Annotated in this window: 17 protein-coding genes; 14 read left to right on the forward strand and 3 right to left on the reverse strand. The window is 43.1% G+C overall.

Annotation, left to right across the window (positions count from 1 at the left end):
* Nucleotides 1–165: 165 nt before the first annotated feature.
* The 3 genes from NPE20_RS25250 (at nucleotide 166) to NPE20_RS25260 (ending at nucleotide 4,941) form a co-directional block, all read left to right on the forward strand.
* Nucleotides 166–1,908 carry a flavin monoamine oxidase family protein gene (locus NPE20_RS25250; RefSeq protein ID WP_256541491.1) on the forward strand — a complete coding sequence of 581 codons (1,743 nt, stop codon included), beginning with the start codon at nucleotides 166–168 and terminating at the stop codon, nucleotides 1,906–1,908.
* A gap of 1 nt (nucleotide 1,909) precedes the next feature.
* Entirely contained in the window at nucleotides 1,910–3,673 is a 1,764-nt protein-coding gene (locus NPE20_RS25255) for an alpha-keto acid decarboxylase family protein (RefSeq protein ID WP_256541492.1), read from the forward strand.
* A gap of 371 nt (nucleotides 3,674–4,044) precedes the next feature.
* On the forward strand, nucleotides 4,045–4,941 hold the full coding sequence (locus tag NPE20_RS25260) for a toxin-antitoxin system YwqK family antitoxin (RefSeq protein WP_256541493.1): 897 nt from the start codon (nucleotides 4,045–4,047) through the stop codon (nucleotides 4,939–4,941).
* A 16-nt stretch (nucleotides 4,942–4,957) separates the two neighbouring features.
* Here the strand turns inward: NPE20_RS25260 and mfd are convergent, their stop codons facing one another.
* The gene (mfd, locus tag NPE20_RS25265) at nucleotides 4,958–8,308 is read right to left on the reverse strand and encodes a transcription-repair coupling factor (RefSeq protein ID WP_256541494.1); all 3,351 of its coding nucleotides are present in this window, start codon (nucleotides 8,306–8,308) and stop codon (nucleotides 4,958–4,960) included.
* A 137-nt stretch (nucleotides 8,309–8,445) separates the two neighbouring features.
* Between mfd and NPE20_RS25270 the strand changes: the two genes are divergently transcribed.
* From NPE20_RS25270 to NPE20_RS25310, 9 genes are all read left to right on the forward strand, one after another.
* Nucleotides 8,446–8,862: a DUF4199 domain-containing protein gene (locus NPE20_RS25270; protein WP_256541495.1), complete on the forward strand. Its 417-nt coding sequence runs from the start codon at nucleotides 8,446–8,448 to the stop codon at nucleotides 8,860–8,862.
* Nucleotides 8,863–8,902: 40 nt separating this feature from the next.
* Nucleotides 8,903–9,157 carry a DUF2752 domain-containing protein gene (locus tag NPE20_RS25275; RefSeq protein ID WP_256541496.1) on the forward strand — a complete coding sequence of 85 codons (255 nt, stop codon included), beginning with the start codon at nucleotides 8,903–8,905 and terminating at the stop codon, nucleotides 9,155–9,157.
* Nucleotides 9,158–9,287: 130 nt separating this feature from the next.
* Entirely contained in the window at nucleotides 9,288–9,662 is a 375-nt protein-coding gene (locus tag NPE20_RS25280; protein ID WP_256541497.1) for a TM2 domain-containing protein, read from the forward strand.
* A gap of 363 nt (nucleotides 9,663–10,025) precedes the next feature.
* Nucleotides 10,026–10,385 carry a TM2 domain-containing protein gene (locus NPE20_RS25285; protein ID WP_256541498.1) on the forward strand — a complete coding sequence of 120 codons (360 nt, stop codon included), beginning with the start codon at nucleotides 10,026–10,028 and terminating at the stop codon, nucleotides 10,383–10,385.
* 29 nt (nucleotides 10,386–10,414) lie between these two features.
* Entirely contained in the window at nucleotides 10,415–10,540 is a 126-nt protein-coding gene (locus tag NPE20_RS25290) for a hypothetical protein (protein WP_256541499.1), read from the forward strand.
* A 296-nt stretch (nucleotides 10,541–10,836) separates the two neighbouring features.
* The gene (locus NPE20_RS25295) at nucleotides 10,837–11,793 is read left to right on the forward strand and encodes a nitrilase family protein (protein WP_256541500.1); all 957 of its coding nucleotides are present in this window, start codon (nucleotides 10,837–10,839) and stop codon (nucleotides 11,791–11,793) included.
* A gap of 123 nt (nucleotides 11,794–11,916) precedes the next feature.
* Nucleotides 11,917–13,014: a Nif3-like dinuclear metal center hexameric protein gene (locus NPE20_RS25300; RefSeq protein WP_256541501.1), complete on the forward strand. Its 1,098-nt coding sequence runs from the start codon at nucleotides 11,917–11,919 to the stop codon at nucleotides 13,012–13,014.
* Complete coding sequence (locus NPE20_RS25305) at nucleotides 13,014–13,760, forward strand: zinc ribbon domain-containing protein (protein WP_256541502.1); 747 nt, start codon at nucleotides 13,014–13,016, stop codon at nucleotides 13,758–13,760. Before NPE20_RS25300 ends, NPE20_RS25305 begins: the two co-directional genes overlap by 1 nt.
* A 129-nt stretch (nucleotides 13,761–13,889) precedes the next feature.
* Entirely contained in the window at nucleotides 13,890–14,120 is a 231-nt protein-coding gene (locus tag NPE20_RS25310; protein ID WP_256541503.1) for a hypothetical protein, read from the forward strand.
* Between the two features lie 36 nt (nucleotides 14,121–14,156).
* Here NPE20_RS25310 and NPE20_RS25315 read toward each other — a convergent pair whose 3' ends face one another.
* A complete protein-coding gene (locus NPE20_RS25315; RefSeq protein WP_256541504.1) occupies nucleotides 14,157–14,501 on the reverse strand; it encodes a carboxymuconolactone decarboxylase family protein in 345 nt (114 codons plus the stop codon).
* 117 nt (nucleotides 14,502–14,618) lie between these two features.
* On the opposite strand from NPE20_RS25315, the gene NPE20_RS25320 reads away from it, so the two are divergent.
* Nucleotides 14,619–14,996, forward strand: a complete 378-nt coding sequence (locus NPE20_RS25320; RefSeq protein WP_256541505.1) for a VOC family protein — start codon at nucleotides 14,619–14,621, stop codon at nucleotides 14,994–14,996.
* 2 nt (nucleotides 14,997–14,998) lie between these two features.
* A complete protein-coding gene (locus tag NPE20_RS25325; protein ID WP_256541506.1) occupies nucleotides 14,999–15,361 on the forward strand; it encodes a VOC family protein in 363 nt (120 codons plus the stop codon).
* Here NPE20_RS25325 and NPE20_RS25330 read toward each other — a convergent pair.
* Nucleotides 15,358–16,887 carry a TlpA family protein disulfide reductase gene (locus NPE20_RS25330; protein ID WP_256541507.1) on the reverse strand — a complete coding sequence of 510 codons (1,530 nt, stop codon included), beginning with the start codon at nucleotides 16,885–16,887 and terminating at the stop codon, nucleotides 15,358–15,360. The genes NPE20_RS25325 and NPE20_RS25330 overlap by 4 nt on opposite strands.
* Between the last annotated feature and the right edge of the window lie 26 nt (nucleotides 16,888–16,913).

The following is a 16,913-nucleotide window of genomic DNA, read 5'->3' on the forward strand; positions in this document are numbered from 1 at the left end:
CCTTTTTTGATCGGTAACAACAGCTTACGGCATAGATACATCTTAAAAAGTATTGCTTACCCCTAAAAAGGGTGAAAAGCGGGTATTATTAGGGTGATATAAGGGAGAGAATAAGTAATGGATTTGCTTAGCTTTAGCTAATTAAAACCGCCTTATTCAATTCAAATGGAAAATTACCTGCACGGTCTTCTGGATGAAGACAATGACCCCATTATTCAACAGTATTTAAAATATATTGACGAGGGGATCCCCAAAACAACTAAACCCAAAAATGTATTGATCATTGGTGCCGGAATGGCCGGTATGGTTTCGGCCGCTATGCTTAAACAGGCCGGGCACAACGTAACTATTGTTGAGGCCAATACAAGGGTAGGCGGCCGGATCAAAACCTTCCGGAACACAAAAGAAAAGCAATATTTTGAGGACGACAGCTCCTACGGAGAGGCTGGTGCAATGCGGATCCCCACTATCCACCAAATGGTGTTTAAATACATCAGTCAGCTAAACCTTAAAACCGAGCCCTTTTATTATGTTTCGGTTGATAAGGCGCAGGCCATAGCTTATCATAATAACCCACAAACAGCACCCATCCCGGACCGTACCCGCAACTCTGTTTTTTATGTGAACTACAGGCATGTTGTACAAAGTGAATATTTTAAACCAGGTGCAAATATTAACGAACTGCTGGATTATAACCTGGAAACCAGCGAGCAAAACCTTTATGAAAACCAGCGGGCAGATGTTTTACTGGCCAATGTTTTAAACCCCTTAAAAGCCTTTATCGCGCAAGACCCATTAAAGAACTGGCCGCTGTTAATAGAACGTTACGGCGAATATTCGATGCGGCGTTTTTTGGTTGAGCAAACCCTTTATTCTGATAATGCCATTGAAATGATAGGTGTGCTGCAAAACCTGGAATCGCGTATGGCGTATGATTTTCTGCAAAGTTTCATCGAATCTAACATCATAAAAGATTCTACGCAGTTTGTACAAATTGTTGGCGGCACAGACCTGCTTACCACCGAGTTTTTTAAAGCCCACGACTTGAAGGACAATACTTACTTTGATTGCCGGGTAACCGATTTGTTTATAGATAAAACAACCAACAAGGTCAAAATAAAAACACATGTGGAGGTGGAGCGGAGCCACGAGTTTTATGAGAAGAAGGGTTACGAGAAGATGGAGACCCCTATTGAAGACAGGGAATTTGACGAAGTAATTGTTACCATTCCGTTTTCGGCCTTAAGGCATGTATATATAACGCCGGGTTTTGCCCAGCTAAAACGTAAAGCCATCCGGGAGCTTCATTATGATTCGGCTACAAAAATATTAATCGAATTTAGGGAAAGATGGTGGGAGCAGGCGCCTTACAATATTGTAGGCGGTGGTACCATTACCGATCTGTCTAACCGGTTTGTTTATTATCCAAGCATGGATATCGGCACAAAGTATGGCGTGATACTGGCCGCCTATTGCTGGAGCGATGAGGCAAGCCGCTGGGATTCTATGGATGATGACGAGCGCTATTTCTACGCCCTTAAAAACCTGGCCATAATGCATGCGCCAAACGACCCGGCCGAGCAGGAGAGGATAAAAAGCCTGGCCGTAATGACGATAGACAAAGAGAAGCGCGAAGTAGAGCTGACAAGCAAAAACAGGGTGATAGGTGCTGCTACCCAAAGCTGGATGCGCGACCCTTACGCCTTTGGCGAAGCCGCGATATTTAACCCGGGCCAACTGCATTTATTACAAAAGCATATCATATCAACCGAATGGGGTGGCCGGGCGCATTTTGCCGGCGAGCATACGTCGCTTAAACATGCCTGGATAGAGGGCGCCATTGAATCGGGCATCCGTACCGCGCTGGAGGTGAACGAAACAACAGGTAACCTTAATAACCCCAAATAAAATGGCCGAAACAGAAATAACAGTAGCAAAATACTTGCAGATAAGGCTGGAGCAAATGGGGCTTAACCATTTGTTTGGCATAGCAGGGAACTACACCGCGCCATTTTTAAACACCATTTTGGAAGATAAGAGGGCTAAAATTGAAGTAATAAACGACACCAACGAAATAAACGCGGGCCACTGCGCCGATGCTTACGCCCGGTTAAGGGGCTTTTCGGCAGTGGCGGTAACTTATGGGGTGGGGGCTTTTACCTTGCTTAACTCGGTAGCGGGTTCTTTTGTAGAACATTGCCCGGTACTGGTTATCAATGGCGCGCCTACCAGCAGCGATCAATTAAAGAATATAGCCCAGGGTATGCTGGCATCGCACATGACGGGCGATATGTACAGTAATATAAACGTTTACCGCAACGTAACGGTGGCCGCAGAGCAGGTAACCAGTTGTGTTGACGCGCCATATAAGATAGATGCCGTGCTGGATGCCTGTATCTTATACGGCAAGCCGGTTTACCTGGAAGTTTTTGAAGATGTATGGCGTATGAAATGCGCCCCACCAACCGCCCCATTAATTGTAAAAGTTTTAAAGGGCTGTAGAGAGAATGCCCGCAAGGCAGCAGAACATGTGGCGGCAATGGCGGTAAACAAAAAAATTATTTTTTGGGGTGGCGAAGAGATCCAGCGCTATGGTATTCAAAAAGAATTTTTAGAACTGATCGAAGAAACCGATACAGAATTTGTTACCTCCATATTGGGTAAATCCATCGTATCCGAAGATCACCCTAATTTTAAGGGGGTGTTTAATGGTAATGCTTCACCAAAAGATGTAAAGGAACGTTTTGAAAAAGCCGATCTTAAAATATGCCTTGGGGTATGGACAACCGGCAAAAACTTAGGCGGCTTTGATGTTTGGAAAGACGATACAGTATTGGCAAACCACAGCGGTGTTAGAATAGGCGCGGGGTACGAACCCAATGTATCGCTTAAAGATTTTATGATCTTTTTAAAAGAGGAACTGATCAAAGTGAAATTTAAGGCATTCCAGATGTATGGTTCCCGGGTGCTTAAATCCTCCTTTTTTGTGGCGGGGGGTATAGGCCAGGCTATTAAAGCAGAGGTGCCCGTTACTTTCGACCTGTTTTTTGGCCGCATGAACAGCTTTATAAACGGCAGCCATGTAGTGATATCAGACGCCGGCTTCCCCTTGCTGGGAGCGCAGGGTATCCACATTGCCGAGCCGAATGGTTTTGTCGCGCAGGCGTCGTGGCTGTCTATCGGTTACTCGGTACCGGCAGCAACGGGCGTAAAATGCGCCCGGCCAGATAAACGCGCGGTGGTATTTGTGGGCGATGGCGCGTTCCAAGAGACCTGCCAGGCAATATCCACCCAAAATAAGCTAAAGCATAATACCATTGTTTTTGTGCTGGATAACGGCATCTACGGCATTGAGCAAATGCTGGTTAACCCAAACCCTTTCCGCGGAAAAGATAAAGTAGACTACGACCTGCCCGACCTGAACACGGTTTATGCCTACAACGATATGCACCCCTGGAAATATGCCAAACTGGTAGATGTATTTGGCGGCAAGGGCTTTGAGGTAAACAATATGGACGAACTGGAGGATGTGTTAACCCAACTGGATACCATAACCGAAAACACCATTATCCATGTGCACTTGCCCAAAACGGATATCCCCGAAGCGATAGCCTACAAAAACGCCAAACCCGGCGAAGACGAGTTTTTGAATAAAAAGTGGAGTTTATGTTAGTAATATGTGATTAGTTGAAATGTCGGGTAATGGTTATTATCCGGCATTTTAATTTAATGCTGCACCGGGATCGGGGTAAGGATTTGATGGGGATATAAAGAAGGTTTGTATCTTTGCAATACTAATGACCATATCACATTCATGAATTACCTGAAATTTTTTAAGAAAGCGTTCTTAGCTGTCATATGCCTACTATTGACCAATTTGGCCAAGGCGCAAGTACAGGACACAACTATTTATTATTATAAACAAATAGGCGAAGGCTCTATACCTGTCGCTTCTGCAGATAGTGCAGATTACTTTAGAATAATCCCGCCGTTTACACCTAAAGATGACCTAATAGAGATAAAGATTATTATAAGGATGGCACAGTGAAATTTGTTGGGAACGGAAAAAGGATTTCATTTAATCAATATAACGGCAATTTTTCTTATAGCGGCCAATGCATCAGCTTTTATCCATCGGGAAAAAGAAAAAGTATTATAAACTATGGTGATTTTGGGAAAGAAGGCTTTGAATATTGGTACTATCCTAATGGGAAAATGTTCAAATTGATTAAGAACGAAGCAAACGAAAATAGAAAGTTTTTTCCAAATGGTGAACTGATAGATTTTTATGACACTAATGGCGCGCAAATTTGCAAAGACGGCTTTGGTAATAGTATTGAATACGACCAACTATCAAAGGAAACCGTTATGGAAGGCCCAATTGTTAATGGGAAAAAAGAAGGCGCATGGACGGGTAAAATACCGTTTATTGATTCAGGAAAATATGTTTTGGTTTATAAAAATGATGAGCCTATCTCAGGGCTGGGATACGATAGTTTGGGTAAATCGTATTCATTTAATGAAGTTTTTTCAACCACCGAGTATATCAATGGTCCGACGAATTTTATTTCGGAGATAAAAAAGAGTCTCAAAGCATATAACTTGCCGAAAGCGGATATTGATTCTGCAATTCTTTCGTTCATTGTAGATGAAAGCGGGCGGTTAATGCAATTGAGTACATTGAAGCCCACCACTCCTGAATTGTTAAAAGCACTAAAAGAATCATTAAGCAAACAGCCCAACTGGTCTCCTACAAAACTATATGGCGTACCGTTGAAAACAAAAGTTATCTTGGCTCTAAATATAAGCCATGGACACAAAGGTAATTCTTATTTTACTAAACTGATATATACCTTGAGGCCGCTATATAAGGAGAAAGAATTAAATATATCTCATTTGATGTCTACTTACATGAACAAGAATTCAATAATAAGGAGATAAACAAAAACACCATTACCTACACCCCAACCACCGTCATTTCGCTCAATATCTCGAGCGCTTCATCAATATTGGCAATGCGGTCTACGCTTAGGCGAAGGGTGTTTTTTACTTCCTTAAGATTGGTTCGGCGTGGGTTGCGTTGTACAAACTCCAGCACTTCTTTAAAGGCTTCTGTCTCAAAATAGGCCGATTGCTGATTGGCGATAAAATATCCGCGCAGCACATTCTTTTTCAGCGATACTTTCTCGAAGCCGATAGCTTTACCCAGCCATTGCAGGCGCATGGAGTTAAGCAGGTCGTGTACTTGCGCTGGGATAGGGCCAAACCTGTCATGCAGTTGCTGTTTAAAGGCCTGTAGTTCGGTTTCGTTTTCCAGCTTGCTTAGCTCGGTGTAGAGGTTATAGCGCTCGCCTATGTTGGTTACATATTCATCAGGGATCAGGATCTCCTGGTCGGTATCTATCTGGGTGAAACTGATAAACGGCCTTGGCTTATCATCCGGGAATACGCCTTTAAACTCATCTTCTTTCAGTTCCTGAATAGCTTCGTCCAATATCTTGTGGTACATCTCAAAGCCAATTTCGGCAATAAACCCACTTTGTTCGGCACCCAACAGGTTACCGCTCCCGCGAATGTCCAGATCGCGCATGGCTACGTTAAAACCGCTGCCCAGGTCACTGAATTCTTCAATAGCGCTCAGGCGTTTGCGGGCCTCATTGGTCAATGTTGATAATGGCGGACTCAGCAAATAACAATACGCTTTCTTATTACTTCGCCCAACACGGCCGCGCATCTGGTGCAGATCGCTCAGGCCAAACATGTGGGCGTGGTTAATAATAATGGTGTTGGCGTTGGGGATATCCAAACCAGCCTCTATAATGGTGGTAGCCACTAAAACATCATACTCGTGGTTCACAAATTTCAGCATCACATCTTCCAGCGCGTCGCCCTCCAATTGCCCGTGGGCAATGCCAACACGTGCTTTGGGCACCAGTTTGTGGATCATGCCCCCAAGCTGCGGCAGATCGGCCACGCGGTTATGGATAAAGAACACTTGCCCTTCACGCTCAATTTCGTGTTCAACGGCTTCTTTAATCAGTGTATCGTTAAACACATGCAGCTCGGTAACCACCGGCTGGCGGTTTGGCGGCGGGGTTGATATGATGGAAAGATCGCGCGCGCCCATCAGTGAAAAATGCAGGGTGCGTGGTATTGGTGTAGCCGTTAAGGTAAGGGTATCTACATTGGCGCGCATCTGTTTTAACTTCTCTTTGGTAGATACGCCAAACTTTTGCTCCTCGTCAATGATCATCAGCCCCAGGTCTTTAAACTTAACATCCTTGCTCACCAAACGGTGTGTGCCTATGATGATATCTACCTTGCCTTCTTTTAATCCCGTAAGGGTATCCTTTATCTGCTTGCTGCTTTTAAAGCGATTTACGTAATCAATATTTACCGGGAACCCTTTTAGCCTGTCGCTGAAAGTTTTGTAATGCTGGGCCGCTAAAATGGTTGTGGGGACAAGTATGGCTACCTGCTTACTGTCTGCTACGGCTTTAAACGCGGCGCGCACGGCTATCTCGGTTTTACCGAAGCCAACGTCGCCACAGATCAGCCTATCCATAGGGTGGGGCGATTCCATATCTTTCTTAAAGTCAACGGTGGCTTTTTCCTGGTCCGGGGTATCTTCGTAAAGGAATGATGCCTCCAGCTCGGTTTGCAAATAACTATCCGGCGAAAAAGCATTTCCGTCCTGTGCTTTACGCAGGGCGTATAACTTTATCAGGTCGCGGGCGATGTCTTTAACTTTTTTTTTTGTGGTTTTTTTGAGGCGCTCCCAGGTGTCTGTTCCCAGCTTGTTCATGCGAGGCTGGGTGCCTTCTTTACCGCTGTATTTGCTGATGCGGTTAAGCGAGTTAATGTTCACATAAAGCAGATCATTATCCGCATAAACCAAACGGATCATCTCCTGTGTTTTGCCGTTCACCTCAACCTTTTCCAGGCCGGCGTATTTGCCAATACCGTGGTCAATATGGGTAACAAAATCGCCGGGTTTCAGGTCGCGCAGCTCTTTAAGAGTAATAGCCTGCGATCGCTGGTAGCCCTTTTTTAATTTGTATTTATAATAACGGTCGAAGATCTGGTGATCGGTATAACAGGCCAGCTTTTGTTCGCGGTCAATAAAGCCTTCGCGGATGCTGATGCTTACCGGGGTAAACTTAACCGTTTTATCCAGGTCTTCCAGGATGGCGTAAAGTCGCTCTACCTGCCGTGCCGAATCCGTGAGGATATAGTTCTCAATCTTTTCGGTTTCGTTATTCTTAAAATTATGTATCAGCAGACTAAAATCTTTATTGAAAGATGGCTGCGGGCGCATGTCAAAGTTGATAGGGGTGCTATCGGTATAAAAGAATTGCTTGCCAAACTCTACCAATGCAAAATCGTGCAGCTGGTCGGCAATTAGTTTTTCATCGGTAAAGCTGAACTTTGGGTCAATCCAATCAGGGTTTTGGTTTTTATCTTCTGCAGATAAAGCCTTCCACAGCTGGTTAGCTTTTTTATGCCCGGTTTGGATGATATCCAGCGTAAACTGCACATCTTTTATCCACACTTGCGTATCGGGCTCCACATATTCCAGCAGGGAAATATTATTCTCTGTTAAAAACTTGGACTGTACGTTGGGTACAATGGTGATGTTTTTCACCTGCTCTACCGATAACTGGGTTTCTATTTCGAACGTGCGGATAGACTCTATCAGATCTCCAAAAAACTCTATCCGGTAAGGCAGATCGTGCGAGAAAGAGAAGATATCTACAATACCGCCGCGAACAGAGAACTGCCCCGGTTCGTAAACAAAATCAACCCGGTCAAAATCATACTCCACCAAAAACTCGGTGATAAAATCTATCCCCAGTTTATTGTTTACTGCAATTTCTAGCGTGTTTTTCTCCAGCGATGAGCGGTCTATTACCTTTTCGGCCAGGGCCTCGGGATAAGTTACTATCAGCTGGCCGTATTCGGCAGCATGGTTCAGCTCGTTCAAGACCTCGGCACGGGCAAGTACATTGGCACTGTCCGGCTGGGTAAATTCAAAAGCTTTGCGGTATGATGATGGGAAAAGCAGAACATCCTTGCCGGTAAGGTTTTCCAGGTCGGCTAAGAAGTAAGAGGCTTCTTCGCGTTCGGGCAGTACAAATATCATGTGCTTGTGCTGCAAAAAATACAATGCTGCCGCCATGGCCGCATCACCCGATCCGACTAAACCCCGAAGCTGTATCCTTGGATTTTTACGGGCATTTAAGGCTTGCGCCAATGCCTTTATCCGATCGTCAGCTTTGTATCGCTCTAATATATCACGGATGTTCAAAACGCTGCAAATATATGTAAAAAAGGCTTTTTTATTCGCCCGCAATATTTATCACGAAATTTAAGCAAACAATTTGCACTTATGTTTACTTTTAAATGATATTTCAGAACTACAACAAGTACCAAACTTTATACAACATGAAGAACTCAGTAACTTTCGGAATTTTGATAGGTGTTTTAAGCCTTATTTGGCTCTTTGTTATGCGGGCAACCGGATATAATTTAACAGACAGCCAGGCTTCGCCCATAGAGTATGTTTCGGTCTTAATTCCGCTTATAGGCCTTTATTTTGGCGTTAGAAACTTTCGCGATGGCGAGCTGAAGGGAGAGATGGGATTTTTAGAAGCATTGATACAAAGTTTTAAAATATTGCTGGTTGGCGGCATTTTAGCCGTATTTGCAGGCATAATATTTATAAACTGGGGCGGCGGCGATAGTAACGATACCACCTTTCAAAGTTTTAGCGGCCGTATTTTTGGGGCCTTGCTTGTTGGTGTGATAGAGGCATTTGCAGTATCTTTATTGCTCACCACCAAAAGTAACCGTGTCGATTAGGAGAATATTTAACCGGTATTTTGAATTAACCTTCTGGATTGTGGCTTTAACTTGCCTGGCGTTTACCAACCCGGCGGGTGAAAGCCATTTTAGTTTATGCCCCTTAAAAATGCTTGGCATAACCTGGTGCCCCGGCTGCGGCTTAGGGCATGCTATCTCTTATCTTTTTCGTGGCGATATAAAAAGTTCTTTTCACGCGCATTGGCTGGGTATCCCCGTGCTGGCCGTTCTGCTGTACCGCATCTGTACGCTTATCATCAATAAGAAATACAAGTTTGATACGCGTAATCCGTAAAGACCATCCCCCTGTATTTGCCGATAAAAAACCGCGCTTACCGATGGTTTATATCAGGCTGCCAATTAGTTATAGGTGAAAATTTATTCCGATATTAGCTTTAGGACCATCAAACCATACAATAACTAAAATGGAAGCTTATAACCCTTATTTGTCGCTGCCCGGCATCACAACCGAAGAGCTAACAATTTTGCACCAATCAACAAGCAGCCTTAGTGATGATCAAAAGCAAAGCTTTTACATGATCTATTCCGGTAAAAGAAAAAATCCGCAGGAAATTCTACTATTTGCGTTGCTTGGCCTTGTTGGTATCGCGGGCATACACCGCTTTGCCATTGGCGAGATAACAATGGGTGTGCTTTATTTTTTTACCGCCGGTTTTTTCTTTGTCTGCACTATTATCGACCTGATGAACTACAAGGAGATCGCAAACGATTATAATCAAAAAATGGCTTTCGAAAGCTTTCACGTAGTCAAAATGCAAGTTAATACGCTACAAGCCTAATCATACTAACACGCCAAAACCTTCACAGAAATTAATGCCCGCTTTCTTATAAAAGATTGACGGGCATTTTTTGTGCCCGTTAAAGTTGTCGTACTTTAATAGACGGCCTAACCCCGACCCTCTATTTGTATCCTATCGATATAAAGATCTTAGGTATATCCCATGCTGACCGTATTTGATCTGCCAATTCGTTATTGAAGTAAATACCGCTGCGATGAGCCTAATCGGTGAAAAATCTCCCTGTATTTCGCCGAATAAATAACCGCACTTACCGATGGTTTGTAACAGACCGCCTATTAGTTGTAGGTGAATATTTATTCCGATATTAGTTTTACATCATCAATCACAATAAAAAACAAAAAAATGAACACTTACAACCCTTATATGTCATTGCCCGGCATCACAACAGAGGAAATGGCAGTTTTGCACCAGGCTACAAGTAGTTTGAGCGACACACAAAAACAAAGCTTTTACATGATCTATTCAAGTAAAAGAAAAAGCCCCCAGGATATTTTATTATTCACACTGCTTGGCTTTATTGGTATAGCCGGTATACAAAGGTTTTTGGTAGGGCAGGTAGCATTGGGTATTTTTTACATACTTACAATTGGCTTTTGCTGGATAGGTACCATTGTAGATTTGATAAACCACCAGTCGATTGCAAACGAGTACAACCAAAAAATGGCTTACGAAAGCTTTAACATAGCCAAAATGGGTGTGTAATAAATTATAAACCTTAAACAATTTGAACCATGAAAACTTCCAAAAAATCGGTTACCAATAAATTAGTGTCACGTTTCGATAAAGAATTGATGAGCATTTTAATGAGCGACCTTAAAATAATGAAGGCCAGAAGCCTAAACCGCACACAGCTATAAGTAATACGCTTACTTATTTATAAAGATCAGAACGAGGTAAGAGTTGGAGGGTTAATGAAAATTAACCGGCACCAAAGAAAATATTACCGGTCGTTTTGATCTTTTCGCGTTTGGGGCTCACGCCAGCCCTCTCCAAAGGAGAGGGAGCAATAGAAAGAAAAAATTTCTTCATCCTCTTTGCGCAGCAGAGAGGGTCGACAAGCGCAGCGATGTCGGGGTGAGTAAACTCGCCATCCTGCAAAAATCCATATAGTAAAAAGCACGCTTTTACCGTTATATTTACACAACATGCTTTTATGATGGAAAACCTAAAAATCGCGACCGCACAATTCGAGAACAGGAGCGGCGACAAAGCCTACAATTTATCGGTGATAAAACAATTAGCTGCAAAAGCAGCCTTGCAGGGGGCGCAGGTAGTTGCCTTTCATGAATGTTCAATCACCGGCTACTCCTTTGCCCGAAGTTTGAATAAACAGCAAATGCTTGATGTGGCCGAGTTTATTCCTGATGGTCCGAGTATTATAAAACTTACAGAGATAGCCGCCGAATTAAACATCACTATACTGGCAGGCCTGTTTGAGAAGGATTACGAGGACAGGTTGTACAAAGCGTATGTATGTGTAGATAAAAACGGATTGGTTGCCAAATACCGCAAGCTGCACCCATTTATCAATCCGCACCTTACACCCGGGGATAGGTATGTGATATTTAATATCCACGGCTGGAAATGCAGCATCCTTATTTGTTACGATAACAACATTATAGAAAACGTAAGAGCGGTTAAGCTGCTTGGCGCCGATATTGTATTTATGCCGCATGTAACCATGTGCACCCCATCTACCCGTCCGGGCGCGGGTTTTGTCGACCCCGGGCTTTGGGATAACCGGGAAGCAGATCCAACAACCCTGCGCCAGGAATTTGACGGTTTAAAAGGCCGTAGCTGGTTAATGAAATGGCTGCCTGCCCGTGCTTATGATAATGCCATATATGCGGTTTTTGCCAACCCGATAGGCATGGATGACGACCAGCTAAAAAACGGCTGCTCTATGATACTTGACCCCTTTGGAGATATTATTGCCGAATGTCGCTCTTTTGATGATGAAATTGCCATTGCTACCGCTACGCCGGATAAACTTACGGATGCCGGCGGCTATCGATACATAAAAGCCCGGCGGCCAGATCTGTATGGCGATATCATTGCGCAGCCGCACCAGCCCGAACAAAAGGTTGTGTGGATGGATGAACAGGAGTAGGTGGTTGCAGTTTACCCATCGCCATGTAATTCACCGCTATGCGATTCATTGCCGTTGGCTTTAGCTAACGGATAATAAATATTACTTCCAAACTTCGCACACCCTTACTACCTTAGTACAATTATGAAATTAGCACAGCTAACCGCTTACCTGGAAAGCCTGGCCCCGCTGGCCTACCAGGAAGATTATGATAACAGCGGCCTTATTGTTGGCCGGCCCGATATGGAGGTGCAACAAGCCATGGTCTCTCTGGATTGTACCGAAGCCGTGGTAGACGAAGCTATTGCCACAGGCTGCCAGGTTATTATATCTCATCACCCCATCGTTTTTAAAGGGCTTAAAAGGTTTAACGGCAAAACCTATGTGGAGCGCGTGGTAGAGAAAGCCATTCGTAACAACATAGCCTTGTATGCCATCCATACCAATCTGGATAATATGATGACAGGTGTAAACGCCCGCATTTGCGAAACACTGGGCTTAACCAATACCCGCATACTGGCACCAAAGCAAAACCTGTTAAAAAAACTGGTTACTTATGTACCCGTAGCACAAGCTGAGCAGGTGCGCAAAGCGTTGTTCCACGCGGGGGCAGGGCACATTGGCGATTACAGCGAATGCAGCTTTAATGCCGAGGGTACAGGCACCTTTAAGGGCGGCGAAAACAGCGACCCATATGTGGGCGAGCCCGGCATCCGCCACCACGAGGAGGAGATGCGGATAGAAACCGTTTACCCCGCCAACCTGGAAAGTAAGATAATTATGGCGCTGGTTTTAGCACACCCGTACGAAGAAGTGGCCTACGATCTTTACAACCTAACCAACCAGCACCAGCAAATTGGCAGCGGGATGATTGGGGATCTGGAAGTGCCCATGGACGAGGCCGAGTTTTTAGCCGATGTAAAAACAAGTATGGATTGCGCAGTGATAAGGCATACCGCATTTACCGGTAAACAGGTGAAAAAAGTAGCGGTTTGCGGCGGTTCGGGAGGCTTTTTACTGAAGCATGCGGTAGCTGCCGGGGCAGATGTTTTTGTAACGGCAGATTATAAATATCATGAGTTTTTTGATGCCGAAGGAAAAATAGTGATCGCCGACATTGGACATTTTGAAAGTGAGCAATTTACGCAGCAATTATTGTGCGAAATTATTCAAGAAAAATTTAGTAACTTTGCCATCCGTTTAACAAAAGTGAATACAAACCCCGTCAAATATTTTATTTAATGGAACAAACCATAGAACAAAAGCTTAAAGCTTTATACGACCTGCAAACCATCCACACCAAAATTGACAAGATACGCCAGGTAAGAGGTGAACTGCCTATGGAAGTTGCCGATCTTGAAGATGATGTTGCCGGACTTGAAACCCGCATTCAAAAAATAAAAAATGAGCTTGATGATCTTGAAGATGAGATCGTGACACGTAAGAACCTTATTAAAGATTCTCAGGCTAACATAAAAAAATACGAAACTCAGCTTAACGAGGTTAAGAACAACCGTGAGTATGATGCTATATCAAAAGAAATTGAGATACAAGGCTTAGACATACAGGTAAGCGAGAAAAAAATTCGTGAGTTTGGTTTCGAGATCGCATCAAAAACCAGCATCTACGAAAAAGCATTGGCTGATCTGGAAGCTCGCCGCAGCGACCTTGATGCTAAAAAAGATGAGTTAGGCACTATTACCGCCGAAACTGAAAAAGAAGAAAATGAATTAACCGGTCAGGCCGAAAAAGCTACCGCTAATATTGATGAGCGGTTGCTTATCGCTTACAACCGTTTGCGCAAAAATGCTAAAAATGGTTTAGCAGTAGTAACTATTCAGCGCGATTCATGTTCTGGTTGCTTTAACCAGATCCCGCCTCAACGCCAGTCAGATATCCGTCAGCGTAAAAAGATCATCGTTTGCGAGCATTGCGGACGTATCCTTGTTGATGAGTTAATGGCTTTGGAAGAAGAGAACGCTCAATAAGAACCACGTTAATAAACTTATATTTAAAGGCTCCGTTTACGGGGCCTTTTTTGTTTCGACACAAATTTTTCAAATAAAATTCTATAACCCGCGTTAAGGCTTATCTTTACAACCGAGAAGATTTGAGATATGGGATTACCGCTAAGAATAACTTTTAATGACCAGGATTATGTTTACCAGATAGTAAACAGCAATCTTATCAATCAAAACACTGTAGAACTTGAACTACTGCTGAATGGCGAAAAGCTGCAGCTGATAAAAGAAAAAACCATCTGGATACAAAAAGAAGGCAACGAAACGCTGGATCCGCAATTTATACAAGCGCTGGGCAGGTCGGTATCGTTACGGTTGAGGATGTGATTATTTACACCACGTCGCAGTGTACGTGGTGTAAATTTATAAGCCATTCAATTCATCCCAGTACTCTACCGCGCGGCGGTAATGCGGGATAACAATGGAACCGCCTACCAGGTTGGCTATCATAAAAACCTCGTTCATTTCATCGTGTTTAACGCCGGCTTCGTGGCATTTGCCCAGGTGGTACTTTATGCAGTCATCGCAACGCAAAACCATTGAAGCAACAAGGCCCAGCATTTCTTTTGTTTTTACATCCAGCGCGCCATCGGCATAGCTGGTGGTATCTAAAGCAAAAAAACGTTTAATGTTGGTATTGGAGCTTTCCATTATCCTGTCGTTCATTTTTGTACGATAGGCTTCAAAGTCGTTTATTAATTGTCCCATAGGTGTTTATTTAGTGATTTAGCGATTTGAATCGGGATCATATTATTTTTAAAGGTATAACGTTTTATTTTTATACACCCCGATTAATCATAAATTTACTGCATAATTAGAAAACCTATGGAAAGTCTATCGCCCAATTTTTTTGTTAAAGACATTAATGCCACTATCAATTTTTATAAGCTTTTAGGCTTTACAACTATTGCTACCGTGCCCGAAACGGGCGATAACCTGGTGTGGGCCATGATGATGAAAGGTAACGTTACCGTTATGTTCCAGACCTTTGAAAGCCTGGCCGACGAACTGCCAAACATTAGCCGGACCGATGGCGGATCGCTTTTGCTTTATATAAAACTATCCGGTATCCGCGCATTTTTTGAGGAGGTAAAAGATAAAGTAACGATACTTAAAGGCCTGGAGAAAACCTTTTATGGCGCCACCGAATTCGCTATCCTGGATAATAATAACTACGTGCTTACTTTTGCCGAAGACGAGTAGGCATGATTATTTTTAAACGGATAGATCATTTCCACATTTGCGTGCCGCCGGAAAGGCTGGAGGAGGCAAAAGATTTTTATGCAAATGTGATTGGGCTGGAATTGATTGACCGGCCCGATCATCTTTTTTCATCAGCAGGTTATTGGTTTAACATTGGTAACGTGCAGCTGCATATAGGTGTTGAACCGGCATTGCCACGCACCATTCGCCATACTGCCCTGGAAGTAATTGATGTAGATGCCGCCCGCAGGCATTTAGAGGGTAATAATGTTGAGATCGTAGAGGAACCGGTTATACCGGGACGCCGCCGTTTTGCATTTATAGACCCCTTTGGTAACCGGATGGAGCTGCTGCAAATAGATTAATTCTTGATTGCCAGCGCCTCCTCCAATTGTTTAATCAGCACACCTCTATCCATCGGATAACCTGCTTTTGATAATTCATAGGAACCATCCTTTTTAATAATAATGTAGGTGGGGTAGCCCCTGCCTTTTGTTTTTTCCATAATGTCGTCACTTAGCTTTTCGTTTGCTAAAACATGTGTGCCGGTTAATTTAAAATAGGCTATCAATTTTTTCCAGGTTGTTTCATTCTTTAGGTCATAGTTGGCTATATAAAAATAATCAAGTCCTTTATTTTTAAAATGTTCTTTTAGGGCATCGCTGTTATTTTCCATCTCCTTACGGCATGGGCCGCACCAGGTTCCCCACATATCTAATAACACGGTTTTGCCTTTGGCAAGCTCCTGGATATCTTTAAGGGTATTTAGTTGGGTGCCATTATCTTTTGCAAACACCATCTGGTTACTGAGAGAGTTATTGCTTTTTTTAATTACATTTTCAACAGACGGACTAAACCAATTGATATAAATACTATTGGGATATTTTTGTTTTAACCTGTTAAATATTGCTACAATGTTTGTGGGGTTTGCCTCAGCAAGCGCATCGTCAAGAAGGTTCCCGTATAAATATTCGGCAACATCGCCTGTAAAATATCTATTGATGATCTTTTCCTGCAGCAGGTTTGAGCGATCGTCCATGAATGCTTTCCTACCTTCGGTAACATTGGCATTGTACCATTCCTTAAAAAAAGCCACAGAATCTGCGGTGCTTTCCCGCCAAAGGGCCTCCTTTTGTCTTAATAAAAAGTATCTTATTAATGAGCGATAATTTGGAGCGGGCAAAGCGTCCGCGTTATCCAGTTTTGTGCGGCTAAATAAACTATCGGTAACATGCCGCCATTTTGCTATGTTGCGGTAATAGGCATCTTCTATGGCAAATTTGTTGTTTTCTTTTAAATTGTAAAATTTTTGGGTGGCATAATAATCTATATTATTCTGCATGTATTTTATAAATGCTGCCGATGGTCTATACTGTTCAACATACGTTTTAAAAGTGTTCCCAATGCGTTTTGCAGTATCGTTTATTGCGGCGATCATCCGATTAGGCAAGGTGTCTTTATTAAATTGCTCAAAGCCGGCCGAAAAAAACGTTCTCCTTAATGGCTGGTTATTATTATTCCCTTTCCCGGCTACAGTAATGCCGAAGTCCTTACGGGCAAAATCGGCTTTAAAATCAAGATCATCCCCAGGCGAAATAAAAAACGAATAATGTAAATATTTTCCCTCTCTTGTCGATGAACTATCGCAGTAAAATGTTATGAATTCCGGTTTTGTAATTTGTATAGTATAGGTTGCTGTTTTATGATTATTTAAAGCAAGCTCTGTATCCCCTTTTTTTAGGAAGTCGCTCATAAAAGCCCGCTCCGTTCTTACAAAAAGGCATGTAGAAGAAGATGTGTTGGTAATTGTAACATGCACAGAAGCGGTTTGTGCCCAAAGTAATGGCGTCAGCACAAAAGTTAATAGCAAGCAGATAAAGGTTTTTTTCATGGTTATGCAATATAATATTTGTGATT

The organism is Mucilaginibacter aquariorum, assembly GCF_024498135.1.
Lineage (GTDB): Bacteria > Bacteroidota > Bacteroidia > Sphingobacteriales > Sphingobacteriaceae > Mucilaginibacter > Mucilaginibacter aquariorum.

Excerpts from the sequence above, each read along its gene's own strand:
- NPE20_RS25315 (WP_256541504.1), bottom strand. The coding sequence starts at position 14,501 with ATGGGACAATTAATAAACGACTTTGAAGCCTATCGTACAAAAATGAAC.
- NPE20_RS25290 (WP_256541499.1), top strand. The coding sequence starts at position 10,415 with ATGAAAACTTCCAAAAAATCGGTTACCAATAAATTAGTGTCACGTTTC.
- NPE20_RS25310 (WP_256541503.1), top strand. The coding sequence starts at position 13,890 with ATGGGATTACCGCTAAGAATAACTTTTAATGACCAGGATTATGTTTAC.
- NPE20_RS25295 (WP_256541500.1), top strand. The coding sequence starts at position 10,837 with ATGATGGAAAACCTAAAAATCGCGACCGCACAATTCGAGAACAGGAGC.
- NPE20_RS25255 (WP_256541492.1), top strand. The coding sequence starts at position 1,910 with ATGGCCGAAACAGAAATAACAGTAGCAAAATACTTGCAGATAAGGCTG.
- NPE20_RS25320 (WP_256541505.1), top strand. The coding sequence starts at position 14,619 with ATGGAAAGTCTATCGCCCAATTTTTTTGTTAAAGACATTAATGCCACT.
- NPE20_RS25270 (WP_256541495.1), top strand. The coding sequence starts at position 8,446 with ATGAAGAACTCAGTAACTTTCGGAATTTTGATAGGTGTTTTAAGCCTT.
- NPE20_RS25300 (WP_256541501.1), top strand. The coding sequence starts at position 11,917 with ATGAAATTAGCACAGCTAACCGCTTACCTGGAAAGCCTGGCCCCGCTG.
- NPE20_RS25305 (WP_256541502.1), top strand. The coding sequence starts at position 13,014 with ATGGAACAAACCATAGAACAAAAGCTTAAAGCTTTATACGACCTGCAA.
- NPE20_RS25250 (WP_256541491.1), top strand. The coding sequence starts at position 166 with ATGGAAAATTACCTGCACGGTCTTCTGGATGAAGACAATGACCCCATT.
- NPE20_RS25325 (WP_256541506.1), top strand. The coding sequence starts at position 14,999 with ATGATTATTTTTAAACGGATAGATCATTTCCACATTTGCGTGCCGCCG.
- NPE20_RS25285 (WP_256541498.1), top strand. The coding sequence starts at position 10,026 with ATGAACACTTACAACCCTTATATGTCATTGCCCGGCATCACAACAGAG.
- NPE20_RS25280 (WP_256541497.1), top strand. The coding sequence starts at position 9,288 with ATGGAAGCTTATAACCCTTATTTGTCGCTGCCCGGCATCACAACCGAA.
- NPE20_RS25330 (WP_256541507.1), bottom strand. The coding sequence starts at position 16,887 with ATGAAAAAAACCTTTATCTGCTTGCTATTAACTTTTGTGCTGACGCCA.